At 72.0% G+C, this 20,536-nt stretch carries 15 protein-coding genes, 4 tRNA genes and 2 pseudogenes; 11 read left to right on the forward strand and 10 right to left on the reverse strand.

Annotated elements, in window-relative coordinates:
• Window positions 1–9: 9 nt before the first annotated feature.
• Window positions 10–96: transfer RNA gene (locus AB0761_RS18640), tRNA-Ser, on the forward strand.
• A 215-nt stretch (window positions 97–311) separates the two neighbouring features.
• Here the strand turns inward: AB0761_RS18640 and AB0761_RS18645 are convergent.
• The 3 genes from AB0761_RS18645 to AB0761_RS18655 all read right to left on the reverse strand — a co-directional run bounded on the left by AB0761_RS18645 (window position 312) and on the right by AB0761_RS18655 (window position 6,254).
• The gene (locus tag AB0761_RS18645) at window positions 312–1,781 is read right to left on the reverse strand and encodes an ATP-binding protein (RefSeq protein WP_377270192.1); all 1,470 of its coding nucleotides are present in this window, start codon (window positions 1,779–1,781) and stop codon (window positions 312–314) included.
• 346 nt (window positions 1,782–2,127) lie between these two features.
• A complete protein-coding gene (locus AB0761_RS18650) occupies window positions 2,128–3,438 on the reverse strand; it encodes an SWIM zinc finger family protein (RefSeq protein WP_377270194.1) in 1,311 nt (436 codons plus the stop codon).
• Window positions 3,435–6,254, reverse strand: coding sequence for a DEAD/DEAH box helicase (locus tag AB0761_RS18655; protein ID WP_377270196.1), 2,820 nt, complete (start codon window positions 6,252–6,254; stop codon window positions 3,435–3,437). The genes AB0761_RS18650 and AB0761_RS18655 overlap by 4 nt, the downstream gene beginning before the upstream one ends.
• A gap of 977 nt (window positions 6,255–7,231) precedes the next feature.
• Here AB0761_RS18655 and AB0761_RS18660 point away from each other — a divergent pair.
• The 6 genes and pseudogenes from AB0761_RS18660 (at window position 7,232) to AB0761_RS18685 (ending at window position 12,819) form a co-directional block, all read left to right on the forward strand.
• Window positions 7,232–7,809, forward strand: a pseudogene (locus tag AB0761_RS18660) (DUF1062 domain-containing protein).
• Between the two features lie 666 nt (window positions 7,810–8,475).
• Window positions 8,476–9,633, forward strand: a complete 1,158-nt coding sequence (locus AB0761_RS18665; RefSeq protein WP_377270198.1) for a hypothetical protein — start codon at window positions 8,476–8,478, stop codon at window positions 9,631–9,633.
• Window positions 9,634–10,304: 671 nt separating this feature from the next.
• Window positions 10,305–10,469, forward strand: coding sequence for a hypothetical protein (locus tag AB0761_RS18670; RefSeq protein WP_377270200.1), 165 nt, complete (start codon window positions 10,305–10,307; stop codon window positions 10,467–10,469).
• A 66-nt stretch (window positions 10,470–10,535) separates the two neighbouring features.
• Window positions 10,536–10,832, forward strand: a complete 297-nt coding sequence (locus AB0761_RS18675) for a Dabb family protein (RefSeq protein WP_377270202.1) — start codon at window positions 10,536–10,538, stop codon at window positions 10,830–10,832.
• A 183-nt stretch (window positions 10,833–11,015) separates the two neighbouring features.
• Window positions 11,016–11,805: pseudogene (locus AB0761_RS18680) on the forward strand (RNA polymerase sigma factor SigF).
• Window positions 11,806–11,988: 183 nt separating this feature from the next.
• Window positions 11,989–12,819: an RNA polymerase sigma factor SigF gene (locus AB0761_RS18685; RefSeq protein ID WP_377270203.1), complete on the forward strand. Its 831-nt coding sequence runs from the start codon at window positions 11,989–11,991 to the stop codon at window positions 12,817–12,819.
• A gap of 193 nt (window positions 12,820–13,012) precedes the next feature.
• Here AB0761_RS18685 and AB0761_RS18690 read toward each other — a convergent pair whose 3' ends face one another.
• On the reverse strand, window positions 13,013–13,951 hold the full coding sequence (locus tag AB0761_RS18690) for a tyrosine-protein phosphatase (RefSeq protein WP_377270204.1): 939 nt from the start codon (window positions 13,949–13,951) through the stop codon (window positions 13,013–13,015).
• A gap of 98 nt (window positions 13,952–14,049) precedes the next feature.
• Window positions 14,050–14,229, reverse strand: a complete 180-nt coding sequence (locus AB0761_RS18695; protein WP_055586220.1) for a hypothetical protein — start codon at window positions 14,227–14,229, stop codon at window positions 14,050–14,052.
• A 129-nt stretch (window positions 14,230–14,358) separates the two neighbouring features.
• On the opposite strand from AB0761_RS18695, the gene AB0761_RS18700 reads away from it, so the two are divergent.
• The gene (locus tag AB0761_RS18700; protein WP_377270205.1) at window positions 14,359–15,330 is read left to right on the forward strand and encodes an aldo/keto reductase; all 972 of its coding nucleotides are present in this window, start codon (window positions 14,359–14,361) and stop codon (window positions 15,328–15,330) included.
• Between the two features lie 27 nt (window positions 15,331–15,357).
• On the opposite strand, the gene AB0761_RS18705 is transcribed toward AB0761_RS18700, so the two are convergent.
• Complete coding sequence (locus AB0761_RS18705; RefSeq protein ID WP_377270206.1) at window positions 15,358–16,458, reverse strand: SPFH domain-containing protein; 1,101 nt, start codon at window positions 16,456–16,458, stop codon at window positions 15,358–15,360.
• Window positions 16,459–16,672: 214 nt separating this feature from the next.
• Between AB0761_RS18705 and AB0761_RS18710 the strand changes: the two genes are divergently transcribed.
• Window positions 16,673–17,323 carry a uridine kinase gene (locus AB0761_RS18710; protein ID WP_377270207.1) on the forward strand — a complete coding sequence of 217 codons (651 nt, stop codon included), beginning with the start codon at window positions 16,673–16,675 and terminating at the stop codon, window positions 17,321–17,323.
• A gap of 60 nt (window positions 17,324–17,383) precedes the next feature.
• Here the strand turns inward: AB0761_RS18710 and mscL are convergent, their stop codons facing one another.
• Window positions 17,384–17,821, reverse strand: coding sequence for a large conductance mechanosensitive channel protein MscL (gene mscL / locus AB0761_RS18715; protein WP_377270208.1), 438 nt, complete (start codon window positions 17,819–17,821; stop codon window positions 17,384–17,386).
• Window positions 17,822–18,052: 231 nt separating this feature from the next.
• Here mscL and AB0761_RS18720 point away from each other — a divergent pair, with 231 nt between their 5' ends.
• On the forward strand, window positions 18,053–18,481 hold the full coding sequence (locus AB0761_RS18720) for a globin domain-containing protein (protein WP_377270209.1): 429 nt from the start codon (window positions 18,053–18,055) through the stop codon (window positions 18,479–18,481).
• A gap of 11 nt (window positions 18,482–18,492) precedes the next feature.
• A complete protein-coding gene (locus AB0761_RS18725; RefSeq protein ID WP_377270210.1) occupies window positions 18,493–19,692 on the forward strand; it encodes a globin domain-containing protein in 1,200 nt (399 codons plus the stop codon).
• 56 nt (window positions 19,693–19,748) lie between these two features.
• On the opposite strand, the gene AB0761_RS18730 is transcribed toward AB0761_RS18725, so the two are convergent.
• The 3 genes from AB0761_RS18730 to AB0761_RS18740 form a co-directional block, all read right to left on the reverse strand.
• Window positions 19,749–19,821 (reverse strand) — tRNA-Arg (locus AB0761_RS18730).
• 215 nt (window positions 19,822–20,036) lie between these two features.
• A tRNA-Arg gene (locus AB0761_RS18735) sits at window positions 20,037–20,109 on the reverse strand.
• A gap of 187 nt (window positions 20,110–20,296) precedes the next feature.
• Window positions 20,297–20,387 (reverse strand) — tRNA-Ser (locus AB0761_RS18740).
• Window positions 20,388–20,536 lie beyond the last annotated feature (149 nt).

Genomic DNA, 20,536 nt, shown 5'->3' on the forward strand with positions numbered 1-20,536 from the left:
GTCTCTCCCGGTAGCGTGTCCGAGCGGCCAAAGGAGCACGCCTCGAAAGCGTGTGTGGGGGCAACTCCACCGTGGGTTCGAATCCCACCGCTACCGCTTCTGAGCAGTACGAACGCCGAGGGCCCGCCAGTGATCTGGCGGGCCCTCGGCGTTCTCAGTCTCATTCGCAGTCTCACCCGGACGTCCGGGATCAGCGCCGGATGATGGCGCCCCGAGCCAAAAATGGCTGGTCCTCGACCATATGACGCCCTTCTGCGGAGGCTCTGGCAGGAAAGGAACACGTCCGGCACGACGTGCTTGCCGCGCGACTGTCAGTCCGTGGTGTACAGCTCGTCCAGCCCGATGAGCTCGACCTCGCCGTTCCCGGCCAGCTCGCCCAGGTCCGCGGTGAATCCGGCACCGGAAAAGCAGAGAAGCCGGGTGCCCGAGGTGTCGTACTTGCCGCTCGACCTGAGCAGCTCACGGATGCGCCGAAGACGTTCCAGGTGGCCGAGACCCATCACGTCGTTCCACTTGGCCTCGCCGATGGCCAGCAGCGGTGGGCGGGCACCGTCGGCGTAGCCGAGGACCGCCACGTCCACCTGGCAGGTGGTCTTGTTGGCGGGGTCATTGACCGTTCCCGACGCGACCTGGGCGGGCCAGTCGCCGAAGCGGTCACCGGAGTGGTAGAGCGCCCACTCACGGCACAGTCGCTCGAAGTGCGGGCCCATGATGCTCCCGGCGAACCGCCCCTGGCTGCGTTCCCAGATCCGGTCGGCGGCGTTCCCGCGCAGCAACTGCGACCAGTAGGGCCGCATGATGGCGTGGTAGAAGGCCAGCAGGGGCTCGTTGATCCGGAAGTCGGTGCGGTTGCCCCGGAAGGCATCCTGCTCCCGCACGACCAGTCCGGCGTCCTCGAGCACGGTGAGCGGGTGGGCGAGTTCGTTGCTCTTGCGACCCACGTGCCCGGCGATGCCGCCCCGGCCGGTGTTCCCCTCCGCGATCGCGGCCAGCACCGAGTGGTACAGCGCCCCGTCTCGCAGGTCCGGCTCCTCGGCGAGCAGGTACCGGGCCTCCAGGAACATCGGGCTGCCGGGCGACAGGATCGCGCGGGCCACCCAGGCGTCGAAGTCCGAAAGATCATGCGGGACGTCGTAACGGATCATCTCTGTTCGATAGGCCGGCGTACCGCCGACCACCGCATGGACGAGCAAGGCCAGCCGCGGCTCCCCGAGTCCCCAGAAGCGCGCTGCAGCACGGTGGTCAAGGGTGTGCACCGTCAGGTCCAGCGAGGCCCGGCCGCGCAGCGGGGCATCACCGGACAGCAGTTTGCCCATGAAGGACATCGCCGAGCCGCAGAGCATCAGCCTGGTCCGGGACTCCATCCGCTCGGCGCGGCGCGGCGCGTAGGCCGCCTGGATCATCGAAGGCAGGGCCGGGGAGGTACGCGCCAGGTACGGGAACTCGTCGATCACCACCGGCACCGGCCGTTCCCGGCCGAGCCGCAGCAGGATGTCCAGCACCGCGGGCCAGTCCCTCGGTTCGACAGGTGCTACCGGGTTCAGGTACCGCGTCAACGCCGCGCCGATCAGTGCCAGAGATTCGGCCTCGGTCGCCTCCTGGGCCGAGAAGTAGAACCCGCCGGCCTGCTGACAGACCGCCTCCAGGAGAAAACTCTTCCCCTGCCTTCGCCGCCCGGAGACCACACCCAAGGTGGCACCGGGCCTCTCATCCTCCACGAAGTCGGCCAGCTGGGCCCACTCCCGGTCCCGGTCGAACATGTCCGCAGGCTTCAGCAGCACAATGCCCCACCTTGAGAGAAGTGCAGGTCTCATAACCATACCTCTCTCAGTGCGGAGTAGTGCCGACCTCAGCTCATCCGCCCGCGTTCGCACGCGTCGGGAACGCCCAGAGTTCTCGTCACTGCAGCTCTGACCTGCGGGAACGAAGGCGCCCGAGCTCTTCTGGAACACGGAGGGCAGCCTTCTGCACGCCCGAGAGGCAGGTGCAGACCTCGACATCGTGTGCAGTGGAAACTCCACCGTGGGTTCGAATCCCACCGCTACCGCCGCTGAGCAGCAGCGCCGCGTGCGTTCCCAGGGAGGCCCCGCTTCGCCGCAGCTGGATCAACGGGCCCGGAACAGCGCGTCACACGGCGAGGAGGGCGGTCAGGACGACGGTGGGGTCGGCGTCGGGTGGTCCGGCCGGCCACCAGTCGGCTCCGTCTTTGGTGTACGGATACCACAGTCCGTCCTGGCCCAGACGGAGCTGGGCGTCACGGCCCTCGACGGTCCAGCGGTTGCGCCAGATGCGCAGCTTGGGCGGTTGGCCGTCGGCCCACTCCGCGCGCAACGTGGCACGCTCGCGCTCCAGGCGGGCCGCGGGTGGGCTCCAGGGGTTCTCCAGCACGTCCAGGGCCGCCACACCGCCGTGCCGCCAGGCGCGGACGGCGGCGGCGAGCTCGCCGGGGGAGCGACCGCAGCTCGAGGAGATTCGGGCGAAGACCTCGAGGTCGGGATGGGAGGCGGCGAGGCGGACGGTGTCCTGCCACTCGGTGAGCGGGACGGGTGGAGCGGTCTCCGCATACCGGGGGCCGAGGGCTGCGCGCAGCAGGTGGTGGGCGCGCGTCGCGGTGTCAGCGGCGAGGAGTTCGAGCGCGGCCACGTCCACCCCGGACTCCGGGGCCGCGGAGCCCACCAGCACAGGGCCTCGGCCGGGGTGGACGGGCAGCGGCGGCGGGGGCGGCAGTGGTGGCAGTTCAGCGCGGGAAGCGAACGCCGGCCCCGCGGGATCACCGGGCCGGGCTGGGGCTGCCGCTGGGCCCGCGCCGACTCTCGCTGTCGCTTCGGCGGCCGCCCGGACTGTGTTGCGGCGGCCGAGTTCGTCCATCAGTTCACGCTCGCCGCGGCCACGCAGCAGCAGCAGGACGAAGGGGTCCCGGTCCAGGAGTCGGGCCAGCTGGTAGCAGAGAGCGGCAGCGTGTTTGCAGGGGTAGCCCCAATCGGGGCAGCTGCACTCGGGGTCGAGGTCCCGGGGGCCGGGCAGCAGCGGAACGCCCGCTGCCGCGGCGTCGTCGGCGAGCCCGGCGGGCATCTCACCGTCGAGCAGTGCGGCGATGTTGGCCGCCCGCTCGGCGATCACGTCGAGCAGCCGGTCCCACTGCTGGGCCGTCAGCTGCTCGACCTGGACGCTGGAGCGGTAGGGGGTCCGGCGACTGCCCTGCACTGGGGCGGCGGCTGTTCCAGCGGCGACGGTGACCTGCCCGACCGCGCCGCCGCGCGCGTAGCTGCGGCCGCGCTGCAGGCGGCCGGAGTCCAGGGAGGACTCCTCCAGGGCGCGCAGCCATTCGCGCCCCCACCAGGATTCAGCGAAGGGCGCGCGGCTGCCCCTGGCCGGCGGGAGCGCCTCGAAGGTGCGGGCTTCCTTGGGTGAACGAGGTGGCCGGGTACGCCGGGTCATCGCGTCGTCCGTCGCAGCGTGACCAGCTCGGCCAGCTCACTGTCGCTCAGTTCGCTGAACGCAGCCTCGCCCGTGCCCAGCACCGAGTCGGCCAGCTCCCGCTTCTGTCGGAGCATCTCGGCGACGCGGTCCTCGACCGTTCCCTCGGCGATCAGTTTGTGCACCTGGACCGGCTGGGTCTGGCCGATCCGGTAGGCGCGGTCGGTGGCCTGGTCCTCCACTGCCGGATTCCACCAGCGGTCGTAGTGGACGACGTGTCCGGCCCGGGTCAGGTTCAGACCTGTCCCAGCGGCTTTGAGGGACAACAGGAACACCTTCCTCTCGCCGCGCTGGAAGGCCTCGACCATCTCCTCACGGCGTTTGACCGTGGTGCCTCCGTGCAGAAACAGCGTGTCCACGCCGCGGTCGGCCAGGTGGCGTTCGATCAGTCTGCCCATGGTCACGTACTGGGTGAAGACCAGCGCCGACCCGTCCTCGGCCAGCACGGTGTCCAAGAGCTCGTCCAGCAGCTCCAGCTTCCCGGAGCGGCCGGGCAGCTTCGCGCCCGCCGGTTCCTTCAAGAACTGCGCGGGGTGGTTGCACACCTGCTTCAGGCCGGTGAGCAGCTTCATCACCAGTCCGCGCCGGGCGATGCCCTGTGTCTCCCGGATCTCGGTCATCAGCTCGCGCACCAGTGCCTCGTACAGCGAGACCTGTTCCCTCGTCAGTGATACCGGCTGGTCCGTCTCGGTCTTGGCGGGCAGTTCGGGCGCGATGCCGGGGTCGGACTTGCGCCGACGCAACAGGAAGGGTCGGACCAGTACGGCCAGGCGCTGCGCGGCCTGCTCGTCGCGGTCGCCCTCGACAGCCTTGGCGTAGCGGTCGCGGAAGGAGGAGAGAGTGCCGAGCAGGCCCGGGGTGGTCCAGTCGAGCAGCGCCCACAGTTCGGACAGGTTGTTCTCGACCGGAGTGCCGGTCAGCGCGACCCGGCCCTGCGAGGGGATCGTGCGCAGCGCCTGGGCGGTGTGTGCGTAGGGGTTCTTGACGTGCTGGGCCTCGTCGGCGACGAGCAGTCCCCAGGGCTGCTCGGCGAGGCGTTCGGCGTCGCGGCGCATGGTCCCGTAGGTGGTCAGCACAAAGCCGCCCCCGGTCCCGGCATCGAGGCCTTCCAGGTCGCGGCCGGGGCCGTGGAACCGGCGGACGGACGCACCTGGTGCGAAGCGCTGGATCTCGCGTTCCCAGTTGCCGAGCAGCGAGGCCGGGCAGACCACCAGGGTCGGTCCTGCGGTGGCCTTTCGTTCCTGGCGGCGCAGGTGCAGGGCGATCAGGGTGACGGTCTTGCCCAACCCCATGTCGTCGGCGAGGCAGCCCCCCAGCCCGAGTACGGTCATCCGGTTCAGCCAGTTCAGGCCGCGCAGCTGGTAGTCGCGCAGGGTCGCGGCCAGCGCCGTCGGCGGCCCCTGGGGCTCGCGCGCGGCACGGGACTCGGGGTCGGCGATCCGAGAACGCAACTCCTCCAGGACGCCCCCTGCGGTGACCGCTACCTGTTCGCCGTCCACCTCGACGGTGCCGGTCAGCGCGGCGCCCAAGGCGTCGATCGCGGTCAGCGAGGACATCGTGGACTGCGCCGTCCGGCGCAGGCGGCGGACCAGCCCCGGGTCCACGACCACCCACTGGTCACGCAGCCGCACGATCGGCCGGTGCGTCTGGACGAGGCGTTCCAGCTCCTCCTCGGTGAGCTCCTGGTCTCCGAGCGCGACCCGCCAGCGGAAGTCCAGGAGCCCGCCGGCGGACAGGAAGGACTCCGCCGAGGACTGCGTCCCCTGGCGACGTACGGGCTCCAGAATCCCGGCTGCGGTCAGCTCGCGCACCAGTTCCTTGGGCCAGTGGACGGCGACCCCGGCTGCGGACAGGCTCTCCGCCGCCTCACCCAGCAGCTCCTGGGCCTCCTCGTCGGACAGGTCGAGGCCGGCCGGGGCGGCCGCGTCCAACAGACGCGCGGCTGGGGGCCAGGCACGCGCGGCGCGCCGGAGCGTCAGCAGCGTGTCCACCTGAGCCCGGGGGCCGAACAGTTCCGGGGCGGTGGCCGCGCCGGACCACAGGTCCGCGGCGTCGGCGAGCACCGTGGGATCGGCCAGGCTCTGCAGTTGGACCACGGCCCGGAAGGACTCCCCGTGGCCCAGCTCCAGTCGCAGCGACACCGACAGGCCCGCGTCGCGGCCTGCGGCGACCTCCGCCGCCCAGGCGCGCTGCTCGGGCACACGCTGTGGTGCACGGACGGCGAATGCCGCTCCCTGGGACACATGGCGGGCGGCGGGCGGGCGGGTCAAGGAGTCGGCCACGGCGTCCAGAAAAGCCCGGAGCAGCGGCTCGGCCGTCGGCAGCGCGAGCGGGGACAGGCCAGGGACCGCGACCGCGCGGGCCTCCGGCGGCATCGCGGCTGCCAGGGAAGCAACCCGGTCATGGTCCTCCACGTCCAGCGGGCCGACCCGCCACGTGTCAAAGCCTTCCGTCGACACCCCGGGCAGCACTCGCCCGCGGGCGAGGAGTCGCAGCGCGAGCAGCGCCGCCGCGCCCCAGAACGCCGTACTGCCCGAAGAGCCGCCGGCCGACGCCTGCCCGTTGCCGTCCGTATCGATCGCCCGGCACCGTGTCAGCAGCGGCAGCGCCTGCTCCACCGGCAGCAGCACCGCTGCCACCCGGACCCGGCGCACCGACGAGCCGTGCGCACGGACCACGGTGAGTTCCTCGGGTTCCACTCCGAGGTCCGGTGGCTCACCACCGGGCGTCCAGAAGGCCACCCGTCCGGACCGGGGCGGATCCGAGGGAAGGAACACCGCTCCACCTGCGGCGAGCTCCGGCAGGCACCCGGACAGCCGTTCCCGGTCCGGGACTGCTGACTCGAGACCGGCCGCCGGACGGGACCTCGTCACTGCCCCCACTCCTGGCACCCTCCTCCAACCGTCCGAGGCGGTGCGGACCTCCCCGTACCCTCGTCGGTCCAAGGCTATCGGCGTAGAGAAGCGGGATACGCCACGACGGGCTGCGCCCACTCGGCACACGGCCGGAGGACGGTCTCGGCACCCACCGCTGACCAGCTGCGACGCACACGCAGCCACCCGTACCGGTAGCGTCGTACCTTCGACACATGGCGGACCATGGCGCCGGTTCCCACCCCTCCGCCAGGCATGGCTTCCTCCGTCGCGCCGTGGCAGAACCGGCTGCGTCCTGTGTTCCAGTCTCATCCGCAGTCTCGTCCGTCATGGTTCAGGCAAGTTCTTCGGCGATGCCGCTCCGGGCCACGGGGCCGCTGAAGTGCGTCGCTGTACGGGCGCGCACAGTCCCGGATCACGGAGAACTGCCCCCACCATCCGGGTGCAGACGTCGAAAGCGTGTGTGGGGCAACTCCACCGTGGGTTCGAATCCCACCGCTACCGCTTCTGAGCAGTGACGGCGAAGGGTCGGGCGAGTATCTCGCCTGGCCCTTCGTGCTGCCCGGTCCCGGTTGAGCCGTTCGGCCCCTCCCCCGACCCGACGGTGTGGTCGCCCGCCATCTGCCGGACGAGCCCCCCGACCCGCTCCGCTCCGCGATGGTGGTGCGGGCGCACCCCGCCGCGAACCATCACCACCCGCCCGAAAATCGGTGGAGCCGCACTCCCGTGTGCCGCTACCGTGTTCCCGCCCGCAGTCACCCCGTCAAGGACGTGCCGTTGTACACCAAGTGAGATCCCCCGAGCGCTGATCCGTCGCGCGTCGCCCATGTGCGCCGCGCTCCTTTTCGCTGCGGTCTTCTCACTGGAACCGGTGTATCCCTGTGTCCAAGAACTGGGTGGTCGTACCCACCTGCCTGCCGATCGTTCTCCGCCGTTGCCACCGGTGCTCCTCGGGGCGCTTCCGGGCGAACGGCACATTCCGCGCCAACGCGGACCGCAAGCTCCTCGACGCCTGGCCCCTCGCGCTGCACACCGGGCGCGGGGGCACCACCGGGCTCACTGCCCCGGGGCGGATGAACGCGCGTTCCGTGCAACCCGAGCTCCTGAACCTGCTGCGCGACAACGACCCCGGCCCGGCAGCCCGACTGCTCCGGGACCCGGTCGTACGGCGCCGCGACGTGGGCGGCTCGGGTCGAATCGAGCGGCCTGCCTGGCAGTCGCCGTACGGTCCGCCGCCGCACCGGACGCACCGCGGCCGGTGGGTGCCTGTGCCGGGGCTGTCCAACTCCCAGTCCGCTCTGCGGCGCGGATACCCGTGCGGCCGGTGCGAGTGAGCGCCGAAGGTCTCGGCCTTTCGCGAGCCGGGGTCGAGAGACTGCTCGCGGAGGGGAACCCCGTGTCGGCAGTCCGCCTGAGCGGAAGCCTCTCGGGCGACTTCACCTTCCTGCTCGCGCGCTGAGCCTTCCGGCCCGGGGCCTGTCCGGCGGTATCCGATCCGCCGGACAGGCCCCGGACCAGGACGAGTGGCCTGGTGCGCCGCTCGGCGTGCAAGCCGCCAGGACAGGCCTCGAAAGCGCCTGTGGGGGGCAACTCCACCGTGCGGTGGAATCCCATCGGCACCACTCTCCGAGCGGTGACGACGAGGGGCCGGACGGGCATCCTGCCCTTCGTTCGTCCTCCGCCCCGGGTGCTCTCCTCCTGCCGCTGGGCTGACGCCGGGTCCGGTCGTGACGCGATGCGACGAGCCGCGCCCTGAGGGCGCGCTGCATCGCCGCCCGACGGAGGGTCAGGACCGTCACCCGGCAGGACTTTCGGGGCCAGGTCACCCCGGACGTCCTGGGCCTGGGGTGCTGACGCCGCCGGCGACACCTCATGCCCGAGGGGTGGGCTCCGTGCCGGCGACTTCCCCGGCGGGGCCGGCCCCGCCTGCGCACGGCGGCTGAGCCGGGCGGGGCACGGACCGGTGACGTGCGGCACGGGGCCTCCGGCCCCGTCCCGTCGGACGGCGCCGCTGCGCTGTGCCGTCGGGACGCGGAGGTGGCGGCTGTGACGGATCACGGCCCCCCGCGCGTCTGGTTCTGCGGGGGGCGGTTCCGCTCCCCGACCATCTCTGAGGAGGCAGTCGATGACCGGTTCCACCGGACGTACGACACGTCGGCGGTACGCCATTGCGGCAACCGCCGCAGCGATGGCCCTGGGGGCGTGCCTGGGGACGGCACTGCCCGCACAGGCCGCAGCGGCTACCTGGAGCCCCGAGGCGGTGCCGGTGGACCAGGCGGCCCTGCTGGGGGTGACGGCCGTCGGCAGCCACACGACCTGGGCCGTCGGTGTCCAGCTGACCCCGTCCGGCAAGGCCACCCTGCAGACCCCGCTGCTCGTGGGCCGCGACGACCGGGACGGCCTCGGCTGGCGGCGGATACCCACCCCCGCCGACCAGGTGTCGGGCTCCCGCTTCAACGCCGTCTCGGCGGCGTCGGCCGACGACGTCTGGCTGACCGGGGATGCCGACGACACCGGCATCCTCACCGAGCACTGGGACGGTGCCGCCTGGCAGACCGTGCGTGCCCCGGTCCAGCCCAACAACGGCGCGGGACTCCTCGGCGTGGCCACCGTCTCCCCGGCCGACGCCTGGGGCGTCGGCTGGGCCACCGCCGCCGACGAGAGCGGCGACTTCGCCGGCCTCATCGAGCACTGGGACGGCTTCGCCTGGAAGGCCCTGCCGCTGCCGGCGGCCGGGACAGCCGTGCTCAACACGGTCACCGCCGTCTCGGCCCACGATGTGTGGGCCGGCGGCTTCGACACCGGCGACCAGCCGGTCCTGCTCCACTACGACGGTGCCACCTGGAAGCAGCTGCCCAAGCCCGCGATCGCCGGGCTGTACGGGGAGGTCAATGCGCTGACCGCGGACGGCCCCAACGACGTCTGGGCCGTCGGCCGGGTGCTGACCAGCGAGACCGACCGCGGCCATGCGCTGGTGCTGCACTGGAACGGCAGCAGCTGGCAGCAGGTCAAGGCCCCCGCCCACGCGGGCCCGCTCTCCTCGGCCTCCGTCGCACCGGGCGGCCTGCTCGCCGCGGGCCTGGACACCGCCCAGGAGCAGGGCATCGCCGTGCGGTGGAAGGACGACGCCGTACGGCTGCAGACGCTGCCCACCCCGGTGGACGGCGCCCGCGACATGCCCGCCGGGGTCGGAGTCAGCGGGCGCACCGCGACCGTGGTCGGCAGCCTCGCGGTCCCCGACGCGCAGGGCCCGGCGCCGCTGCTGCTCACCGGGGGGCTGTGAGCCCCGGCGGGGGGTGGTGAACCGCGACGGGGACTGAACGGCGCCGGAGGCTGCCGGGTGCTGCGGCCGGACCGCCGGCAGCCCGGAGGTCTCCGGCGCCGGGCACAGGTCGGGCGGGCGGGCCGCGGGCCGCGCGACCGGGGGAGCCGGAACGGCGTCCCGGCCCACTGCCCGGCCGCCGCCGGGGCGCGGCAGACACGGCGGACACAGCGGGGGGAAGGCGCAGCGGGTGGGGCAGGAGGGGAGCGGCTTCGGGGGGACAAGCCGCTCCCCCGGGACGGAGTCCCACAACCGGTGCCGCGTCGGGGGGAAGCCGCGGCACCCGGTCCCACAGCGGGGGCTCCGGATCCGGTACCGGCGGGTTCCTGCCAGACCCTCGGTACTCCTCCATCGTGCGTCATGAGCGGGCGTAAGGCACCCCGGCAAAGCCATTCAATTCGGGGACTTTGGTCCTTTCGGCCGCAGGGCGCGGCGGCGCCCCGGCCCGCCCCGGACGAGCCTCGCTGCACTGCCCCGCCCCCGTTGGGCCATCAGGTGGATAGGCTGCTGGCTTGCAAGTCGTTCCGGGGAGCGCGACAGCCGCCCCGCGGCACCCCTTCCGGGGTGCCGGAGCTGTCGACGGAGCGGGTCGCCCCGGAGTGCGGGGCCGCGCAGGGAGGCAGGTCAGGTTCATGGCTCAGGCGAAGAAGATCGGCATGTATCTCCTGCTCATCTTCGTGCTGTACACGATCATCAATTCGCCGTCGCGCGCCGCCGACCTGGTGCAGGTGGGCTTCGAGGGGATCTCCAGCGCGGCCAGGTCCGTGGGCACGTTCATGACGGGGCTGATCAACTGATCGATTCCGCCCCCCGGCCGGATAACGTGGCGAGGACAGCCAGCCCCTTCCCCGAGGAGCACCACCGTGATCCGGCACCTTGTCCTGTTCAAGCTCAATGACGGCGTCGACCGCGACGGCGACGAACGCGTCGCGGCCGGCGCCAAGGCATTCGAGGAGCTCGGCGGGCTCGTCCCGGGCCTGCGCGAGTGGCAGTGCGGCTGGAACACCACCGCACGGGACATCGCCTACGACTTCGCGATCAACAGTCTGGTCGACGACCGCGAGGCGCTGGAGGCCTATGTGGGCCATCCCGCACACCAGGCCGCGGCCGCTCAGTGGCGGGAGTTCGCGACCTGGGTGATCGCCGACATCGAGGTCTGAATCTCCACCTCTCGCCCACAATCCACCAACACGCGTAAGGCCGGTGCTTGCCGGACGTACAGCCCTCTTGTGATGCTATGACCGGTTTTGCGGGATTGGGCGAGAGGGGTGGCGGGGTCCGTGCGGGCACAGGGCAGCACGCCGGACACCGGCGCAGAGGAGGACGGGGGCCAGGGCGTCCGGGTGGCCCAGGCACCGGTGCCCGGCGGCCGGTCGCCACTGGACGTCCGAGCCCTGACCCGCGTCCTCTTCGAACGGATGGCCGAGCTGGAGCCGGGCACTCCCGAGCACGACCGGGTGCGCGCCGCGCTGATCGAGGTCAACGTCCCGCTGGTGCGCTACGCGGCCGCCCGCTTCCGCGGCCGCAGCGAGCCGATGGAGGATGTGATCCAGGTCGGCACCATCGGCCTGATCAACGCCATCGACCGCTTCGATCCCACCCGCGGCGTCCAGTTCCCGACGTATGCGCTGCCGACCATCCTCGGCGAGATCAAGCGGTACTTCCGGGACAATGTGCGCACCATGCACGTCCCGCGCCGGCTCCAGGAGCTGTGGGTCCAGGTCAGCGGGGCGATGGAGGAGCTCACCGTGGCCCATGGCCGCACTCCCCGGATCCCTGAGATCGCCGCCCTGCTGCGCATCCCCGAGGAGGATGTGCGGGACTGCCTGGACGCCGGCCGCGCCTACAACGCCGCGTCGCTGGAGGCCGCCCAGGAGAGCGAGGGCGGCCTGGCCCTGCTGGACCGGCTGGGCTACGAGGACGCGGCGCTGACCGATGTGGAGCACCGCGACATGGTGCGCCACCTGCTGGTCCAACTGCCCGAGCGGGAGCGGCGGATCATCATGCTGCGCTTCTTCGAACCTGACACAGTCTCAGATCAGCAGTGAACTGGGGATGTCCCAGATGCATGTCTCCCGGCTGCTGGCCCGGATCTTCGCCCGGCTGCGCAACAGCAACGCCTGGGAGTCCTGAAAGGGTATTGCCTCCCGGAGCGGGACATATCCGTCGGCAAACATCGGATTGCCGCGCGTTACCATCGCGTGACATCTTGCAACGCCGGGGTTTGCCGGGGCCGGTGTTCCGGTATTCCAGTGGACGTAGCAGGGGAACCGCCGCACGGCGGCATCCGTTGGGCAGTCAGGAGGGGGTGGGTGCATGTCTGTTGACCTGGGCAGCGCTGAGATCCGCGGCACGGTGTCCGACGAGGTGGTCCCCGTCGGGGCCGACCTGGACACCCGTACGCTGTCGCGCGCGCTCTTCCGGCGGCTGGCCGACCTCCGGCAGGGCTGCCCGGAGCAGCTCTATGTGCGGGACACCCTGATCGAGCTCAACCTGCCGCTGGTGCGCTACGCGGCCGCCCGCTTCCGCAGCCGCAACGAGCCGATGGAGGACATCGTCCAGGTCGGCACCATCGGCCTGATCAAGGCGATCGACCGCTTCGACCCCGAGCGCGGGGTGGAGTTCCCCACCTTTGCGATGCCGACGGTGGTCGGTGAGATCAAGCGCTTCTTCCGGGACACCAGCTGGTCGGTGCGGGTCCCCCGGCGGCTTCAGGAGCTGCGCCTGGCCCTCACCCGGGCCGGCGACGAGCTGGCCCAGAAGCTGGACCGCTCCCCGACCGTCGCCGAGCTCGCCGCCTGCCTCGGGGTGAGCGAGGAGGAGGTGGTGGAGGGCCTCGCGGTGGGCAACGCCTACACCGCCAGCTCCCTGGACTCCGCCCCGGCGGAGGAGGACGGCGACGGCCCCCTGGCCGAGCGGCTGGGCTACGAGGACGTGGCGCTGGAGGGCGTGGAGTACCGGGAGTCGCTCAAGCCGCTGCTCGCCCGGCTGCCGGCCAGGGAGCGGCGGATCATCATGCTGCGGTTCTTCGCCAATATGACCCAGTCGCAGATCGGGGAGGACATCGGCATCTCGCAGATGCATGTCTCCCGGCTGCTGACCAAGACGCTCGCCCGCCTCCGCGAGGGCCTCACCTCGGAGGAGTGACCGGCGGTCGAAGCCGGCGACTCACCACTCGGCCGCCCGCGCCCCGGGGTGCGGGCGGCTGCATGAGCGCCCTTACGCCCCCGGAGAGCCGATCGCGCCTCCGTGCGCCCCCCGGCTCGGCCGTGCTGTGCCCGGGTGCGGTGGCCGGCCAGCGGGTCCCCTGCGGCCGGGCGGTGCCAGGGCGGGGCCGGGTTCAGTCGGCGAGCAGATTGGCCCGCAGGGCCTCCCGCAGGGCGTCGTCCAGACCCAGGCCGTCGGTGAGGAACGCGTCGAAGGACGGCCAGCCCTGGTCGACCTCCGCGAAGGCGGCCTCCAGATAGACCGGGTCGGCCCGGTAGACGGGCATCAGCAGCTCGGGTTCGTCCATGATCCGGCGGGTGCCGAAGGCGTTCATCACCCGCTCGACGATCACCGCATGCCGCTCATTGGTGAGCAGATAGTCGTCGAAGACGGTGTCACGGTCGACGCCGAGCGCGGTCAGCAGCACGGCGGCCGCCCAGCCGGTGCGGTCCTTGCCCGCCGTGCAGTGGAAGAGCAGCGGGGTACCACCCGGCTGGGCCAGCAGCTTCAGCACCTGGGCGAAGCGGTCGCGGGCACCAGGGTCGGTGACGAACCAGCGGTAGAGGCCGACCATCAGTGCCTGTGCGCCGCCGTCCCCGAGGAGCGCCCGCTGTGCGGCCGCGTCACGGCTGGCCAGCGCGTCGCGCATGGCGACATAGATGTCGTAGTGCTCCGCGTAGACCGGCAGATGGTGCAGCGTGACGCCGTCCGGCGAGTCCGGTACGACGGTCCTGGGCGTGGCGGAGTGCTCGGCCGCGTCGATCTCGGCGACGGGCAGACCCGGCACCCGGTCGGCGCCGTTCTCCCGCACCTCCGCCAGCCCTCGCAGGTCGACCACCTGACGCAGGCCGAGGGCCGAGAGGGTGTCGAGGTCCGCCGCGGAGAGCCGGTGCAGTGCGTCGCTGCGCAGCGCCGCGCCGTGGCGGACGGAGCGTCCGTCCCGGGTGCGGTAGCCGCCCAGGTCGCGGGCGTTGAGGGCGCCCTCGAGTCCCAGGCTGCGGGCCACCATCGCCTGCTCCGGTGTCCCCTCCGCAGGGGGCCCGGTCTCGGCTCCGTGACGGCGCTCGGTCACTGCGTCCTCCGAACGTGCATCTCAGGGCATACCCCGGAGGGCCGTTCCACGTGGAACGGCCCGCACGAGGACCGGGCCGGACGGCCCGGCACCCGGGGTTACTTGAAGGCGAGCCAGGCGACCGCGGCCACGACCACCACAACGGCGATCACCACAGCGGTGATCACACCGGTGCGGCTGCCGCCGGCGGCGGTGGCGGGGGTCTGCTGCTCCGGGGTGTCGACGAAAGCCCGGAACATCTGGGTGCTGGCGGCGGGATCAATGTCGTTGTCGGCCATGGCAGAGGACTCTAACGAACCCTCGCACCGGGCGGGACCCCGGTCCCCCGCAGGGATTGCGGTGGTTGCTGTGGCGGTCCGGTGAACGGCGTCCCCGCCGGAGTGGCGGTCGGAACATCCGGTGCCGCAATGGCGTTGGATCTTGGTATGTCCAACAAGCGCAATGTAACCATCGGCGGCTCCGACCTGTCCGTCTTCCCGCTCTCGCTGGGCGGCAACGTCTTCGGCTGGACTGCGGACGAGCAGCAGTCCTTCGCCGTTCTCGACGCCTACGCCGCGGGCGGGGGCAACTTCATCGACACCGCGGACGTCTACTCGGCGTGGGTGGAGGGCAACTCCGGCGGCGAGTCGGAGACCCTGATCGGAAAGTGGCTCGCCTCCCGGGGCAACCGCGACGACATCGTGGTGGCCACCAAGGTGGGCGCGCACCCCGACTACAAGGGCCTCCGGGCCTCGACGGTGAAGTCGGCGGTGGAGGAGTCGCTGCGTCGGCTGCAGACCGACCACATCGACCTCTACTACACCCACTACGACGACCCCGAGACCCCCGTCGAGGAGTTCCTGGGCGCCCTGGACCAGCTGGTCCGCGAGGGCAAGGTGCGGCAGATCGCCGCGTCCAACATCAGCGCCGAGCGGCTGGAGGAGGCCCTGGCCGCATCCGACCGGGAGGGCCTGGCCAGGTATGTGGCCGTCCAGCCGCACTACAACCTGGTCTCGCGGGACACCTACGAGGGCCCGCTGGCCGAGGTCGCCGCCCGGCACGGCCTCTCCGCGGTGCCGTACTACGCGCTCGCCTCGGGCTTCCTCACCGGCAAGTACCGCCCGCAGGGCGCCGCGGTGCAGAGCGCCCGCGCCGCGGGTGCCGGCAAGTACCTGAACGACCCGCGCGGCCCCCGGGTGCTGGCGGCGCTGGACGAGATCGCCGCGGCGCACGGCGTGGAGCCCGCCACCGTGGCGCTGGCCTGGCTGGCGGCCCAGCCGACGGTCGCGGCGCCGATCGCCAGCGCCCGTACCGTGGAGCAGCTTCCGGCGCTGCTGGCGGTCGCCGAGCTGGAGCTCACGGCCGACGAGCTGGCTGCCCTGGACACCGCCTCCGCCTGAGGCGGGCGCGCCGAGGGCCGGCGGGGGTCAGCGCCGCCTGGCGTCCCGCCGGCCCGTCCCGGGGAGTCCGGCCGGGGCGACAAAGGCGACCAGCAGCTGCTCCATGAGGGCCGCGCGGGCGTGCCGGTCGAGCTCATGGGCGGTGGCGTGCTCCAGCCGCCGTACGGCCAGCGCCGCCGCCTCCACGGCGTCGTCGACGATGATCGTCCGCAGATCGGCGTCCAGGTCGGCGACCCGCCGCCGGCGCATGCTGTCGGCGACCTCGGGACCGTACTCCACAGCGAGCGGCTGCACGGAGTACACCTCCAGACCCACCGGGGCGGCCTCGGCCGCCAGGGACCGGGTGAGCTCGTCGCCGAACCACTGGCCGTCGCGCAGCGAGGGGGCGACGCCGTCGGGGCTGTCGCAGGGCAGCAGGGCCGCGGTGCGGCTGAGCACGGCGTGCACCTGCTCCCGCAGGTAGTCCTCGTGGTCGAGGACGGAGAGCATCGCCCGGGCGGTGTCCCGGACCCGCCAGACGACCATCAGGGAGACCCGCAGCGGGATGCCGGTGCGGTCCACCGCGTCCACCGGGTCGCTGCGCCAGTGCCGGATCCGGACGTCGACCCGGCGGCGGCGCAGGATCGGGTTCACCCACACCAGGCCGGTGCGGCGGACAGTGCCCCGGTAGTGGCCCCAGCAGGCCAGCACCCGGGCCTCGCCGCCGGTGTTGGCCATCAGCCCGGCGAGGGCGAAGAGTCCGATGCAGGCGGGCAGTACGGCCAGCCGGGCGGCGGTGACCCGCTGCGCCGGGAAGGCCTCGGCCGGGCCCGGCATCCACCAGGGCAGCATCCCTGCCCGGCCCAGCAGCATCTCTGCGCCGGCGGCGCAGGCCAGCAGGACCAGCAGGGCAGCCCAGCCGGGGAGCATCGCCCTCGGCGAGTGCTCCCGCAGATCGGCGTCGGCCCGGGGCGGGCGGCGGCCGTACACGGCCGCCACGGAGGTGGGGGTGAGCGGTGGCGCCGGTACCGCGGGGGCGGCGGGCGGGGGGCCGGGGACTGGTTCCTCCGTGCCGGACCGGGGCGGCTCCTCCTCGGACTCGGATGCCCGGGGGACGGAGCGTTGGAGACTGCGGGGGATCACGTCCATGCACGGTCCTCGTGGTCGGGTGTGGCACGGTGCGGCCCCCGGAATGCAGGCCGCTTCCCCTGCCAGGCTAGGCATTTAACACATCAAATGCGGCATATTGCCCGGCTCGTGTCGTCCCAGCGTGTCCCCTGCCCGACCGCGCTTCCGGCAATGGGAGGCGGCACACCGCCGACAGCGCCCACCGTTCACCCGATCGGCCGCCGCGCGCGGCAGGATGGGGGGCGTGGTGACCTCTTCTGTGCGCCCCATCAGCCCTGACCGGCTGGCCGGTGAACTGGCCGACCGCATCGCCGCACTGCCCGGCACCCCCTGGGTGCGGGTCGCCGTGGACGGCGCCCCGGCGGCGGCTCCCGGCGCACTGGCCGACGCGCTCGGCGAAGCCCTGCGGGTGCGGGGACGGCCGGTGCTACGGGTCTCCGCCGGCGACTTTCTGCGCCCTGCCTCGCTGCGCCTGGAGTACGGCCACCAGGACCCCGACTCCTACTACGACGGCTGGCTGGACACCGGCGGGCTGCTGCGCGAGGTGCTGGCCCCGCTGGACCCCGGCGGCAGCGGCCGGGTACTGCCCTCGCTCCGGGACGCCGCCACGGACCGGGCCACCCGGGCCCCGTACACCGAGCTGCCCGCGGGCGGGGTGCTGCTGCTGGACGGCGCGCTGCTGCTGGGCCGCTGGCTGCCCTTCGAGCTGACGGTGCACCTGGCGCTCACTCCGGGCGCGCTGGCCCGGCGCACCGCCGAGGAGGAGCGCTGGACGCTCCCGGCGTACGAGCGCTACGACGCCGAGGCCGAGCCGACGGAGGCCGCCGATGTGGTCGTCAGGGCGGACGATCCCCGGCACCCGGCACTGGTGGTGCGGCCCGGCTGAGCGGTCCGCATCCGGCTGATCGGCGGCGGGGCGGCACCGGGCCGCCCCGCCGCCGATCGGTCAGGCGCGGGTGTGGGCCTGCTCCGGGAAGGGGCGCTTGCCGACCTCGGCGGTGCAGAAGGCGCAGCGGACGGCGGCCGCGGGGATGGAGGACAGGCACTCCGGGCAGTCCACCTTGGGCGCCTCGAGGTCCTTGCGGGGCAGCAGGCGGGCGCTGAGCTTGCTGAACGGCAGCACCACCAGGAAGTAGACGACCGCGGCGATCAGCACAAAGCTGATCAGCGCGTTGAGGAAGGCGCCAAAGGGGAACGTGGTGCCGTCGACGGTGAAGTGCACGTGGCTGTAGTCGCCCACCGTGCCGGAGGCCAGGCCGATCAGCGGGGTGAGGAAGGCCGTCACAAAGCCGTTGACGACGGCGGTGAAGGCCGCGCCGATGACGATGCCGACTGCGAGGTCGACCACGTTGCCGCGCAGCAGGAAGCTGCGGAATCCCTTCATGGGGTGCTCCGTTCAGAGGGGACGGGCCGGATCCGAGTGCCGGGCCGACCGACATCCTTGCGGATCGGAGCCCTCCCGTGCAGCCCGCGCCGGAGCAGACCCCTCCGCTTCGTCCGCAGTTCAACCTGTGACCGGTAAAAGACTGTCTTGAATTGGTTGTACAGGGGTGTTTTTGACTGTTCGTTAGTAAAATCTGTCCGCAGAGTCACCATCTCGATACAGTCGGGGTCCGTGACAGTGAATCCCATACTCATCAAGAGCAGCTTTTCGGCCGTCGAACCCCACGGGCCGGAGGTGGCGGGCTGGTTCTACGACCACCTCTTCACCCACAACCCCGGCGTGCGCAGCCTCTTCGCCGAGCACATCGGCCCTCAGCGGGACCGCCTCTGGGCTGCCCTCGGCGCCCTGGTCGCCAACCTTGAGAACACTGAGGCCCTGGTCGGCATCCTGCAGAACCTGGGCCGCCGGCACGCGGGCTACGGCGCGCTCCCCGAGCACTACCCGGCCGTCGGCGCCAGCCTGATCGCCACCCTGCGGCACTACGCGGGCGATGCCTGGACACCCGAGACGGAGGCTTCCTGGGCCGCCGTCTACGAGGTGGTCAGCACCACCATGATCGACTCCGCGGCGGCCGCCAGCGAGCCGACCCCCACCGGCTGAGGCCGCCGCCGGTGGCCTTCGACCCCGCGGTTCTCCGCGACAGCTTCGCCGTCGTGGAGCGCCGCGCCGACCACGTGGCCAAGTACTTCTACGCCCATCTGTTCACCCACAATCCGGGCGTACGCGCGCTCTTCCCCGAGGACATGGCGGACCAGCGCGACCGGCTCTTCGCCGCACTCACCCAGCTGGTGCTGCGGCTGGAGCATCCCGAGCAGCTCACCTCCTATCTCGGTGCGCTCGGACGGGACCACCGCAAGTTCGAGGCCCTGGAGGCGCACTACCCGGCGGTGGGCGCCAGCCTGGTCGCCGCACTCCGGCACTTCTCCGGCCAGGCCTGGACCAACGAGGTCGAGAAGGCCTGGTCCGAGGCGTACGCGGTGATCTCTCAGGCCATGATCGACTCCGCCGCGGCCGTCGGCCACGACGTTCCTCCATGGTGGAACGCCCGCGTCACCGAGCGCCGCCGGGTCGCCTCGGACGCGGTGGTGCTCACCCTCGCCCCCGACCGGCCGTACCCCTTCACAGCCGGCCAGTACCTCAGTGTCTGCAGTGCCCGCGCGGCCCGCGTCTGGCGTCCCTACTCCATCGCCAACGCCCCCCGCACCGACGGCACCCTGGACATCCATGTCCGCCGCATCCAGGGCGGACAGCTCAGTGGGGCCCTGGTGAACGATGTCACCACCGGGGAGTGGTTACGGCTGGGCTCGCCGATCGGCGACGCCGTGCTCGACCGCGAGTCCCGGAGCCCGCTGCTGCTGGTCGCCGGCGGCACGGGCTGGGCCCAGACCAGGGCCCTGCTGGAACAGGCCGCGGAGACGCCCAGGCCGACCACGGTCTTCGTCGGCGCCCGCAGCGACGCCGACATCCACGACCTGGACTGGATCCGCGCCATGGTGGACCGGCACTCCTGGCTGGAGGTGGTGCTGGCCGCACCCGCCGACGGCGCCGGGCGCAAGGAGGCCACCGAGCTGATGCGGGCCGGACTGCTGGACCGCGGCAGCTGGGAGGGGTACGACATCCATCTGAGCGGGCCGCCGGACCTGGTGCCCTCACTGGTTCCCCTGCTGCTCGCCCGACGGGCAGACCCGGCCCGCGTCCGGCACGATCCCGTGCCGGTACCGAGCGAGACCCGGCCGCTGACGTCCTCGGACTGGTTCCTGATGCGCCGGGACATCCCCTGGATCAATCGGACCGAGCTGGGCAGCGGCTGAGCCGGGGCAGACAGCAGGAGGCCCCGGGCGTGATGCCCGGGGCCTCCTCGATGCTGTGCGCTCGGCAGGATTCGAACCTGCAACCTTTTGATCCGTAGTCAAATGCTCTATCCGTTGAGCTACGAGCGCCCTCAGGCGATCCTGCGACCTCCTGCGGTGTTGCGGAGAACAGCCTACCCGATCTCCGGAGCGGCTCCGACCAGGCGGCCTGCGGCGGGGCGTGGCGGCCGGCGGCCGCACCGGGCACACCTGCCCACGCCCCCGGAACCGCCCCGTGTGGGTCGACCGCCACCGGAAACGCCGAAGGCCCCGCCGAGTGATCGACGGGGCCTCCGACTGCTGTGTGCGCTCGGCAGGATTCGAACCTGCAACCTTTTGATCCGTAGTCAAATGCTCTATCCGTTGAGCTACGAGCGCCCTCAGGTGATCCTGCGACCTCCTGCGGTGTTGCGGGGACAACATTACATGACGGCTGCCCGGGGGTGAAATCGGATATCCACGCGCCGCCGGTCGCCGACAGCGTTCGCCCACGGCGAACAACCGGTCCCGCCCCCAAACGGCGACAGCCCCGTCGACCGGAGTCGACGGGGCTGTCCCCAACGTGCGGAGGCTCGGGGATTTGAACCCCGGATGGGCTTTAAGGCCCAAACCGCATTAGCAGTGCGGCGCCATAGACCAGACTAGGCGAAGCCTCCAGGCGCGGGCGCACAGCACCGTAGAGTGCTGCCACCACGTGCATGGATGATGTCACAGCCTACCCGGCTGCGACCAACCGCCGTCAACGTTACTAGGCGGGTCGTCGGAACCGCAAAAACAATGGGATAGTGCTGGATGGCACGGCCCG

Source organism: Peterkaempfera podocarpi (assembly GCF_042466665.1).
GTDB lineage: Bacteria > Actinomycetota > Actinomycetes > Streptomycetales > Streptomycetaceae > Peterkaempfera > Peterkaempfera podocarpi.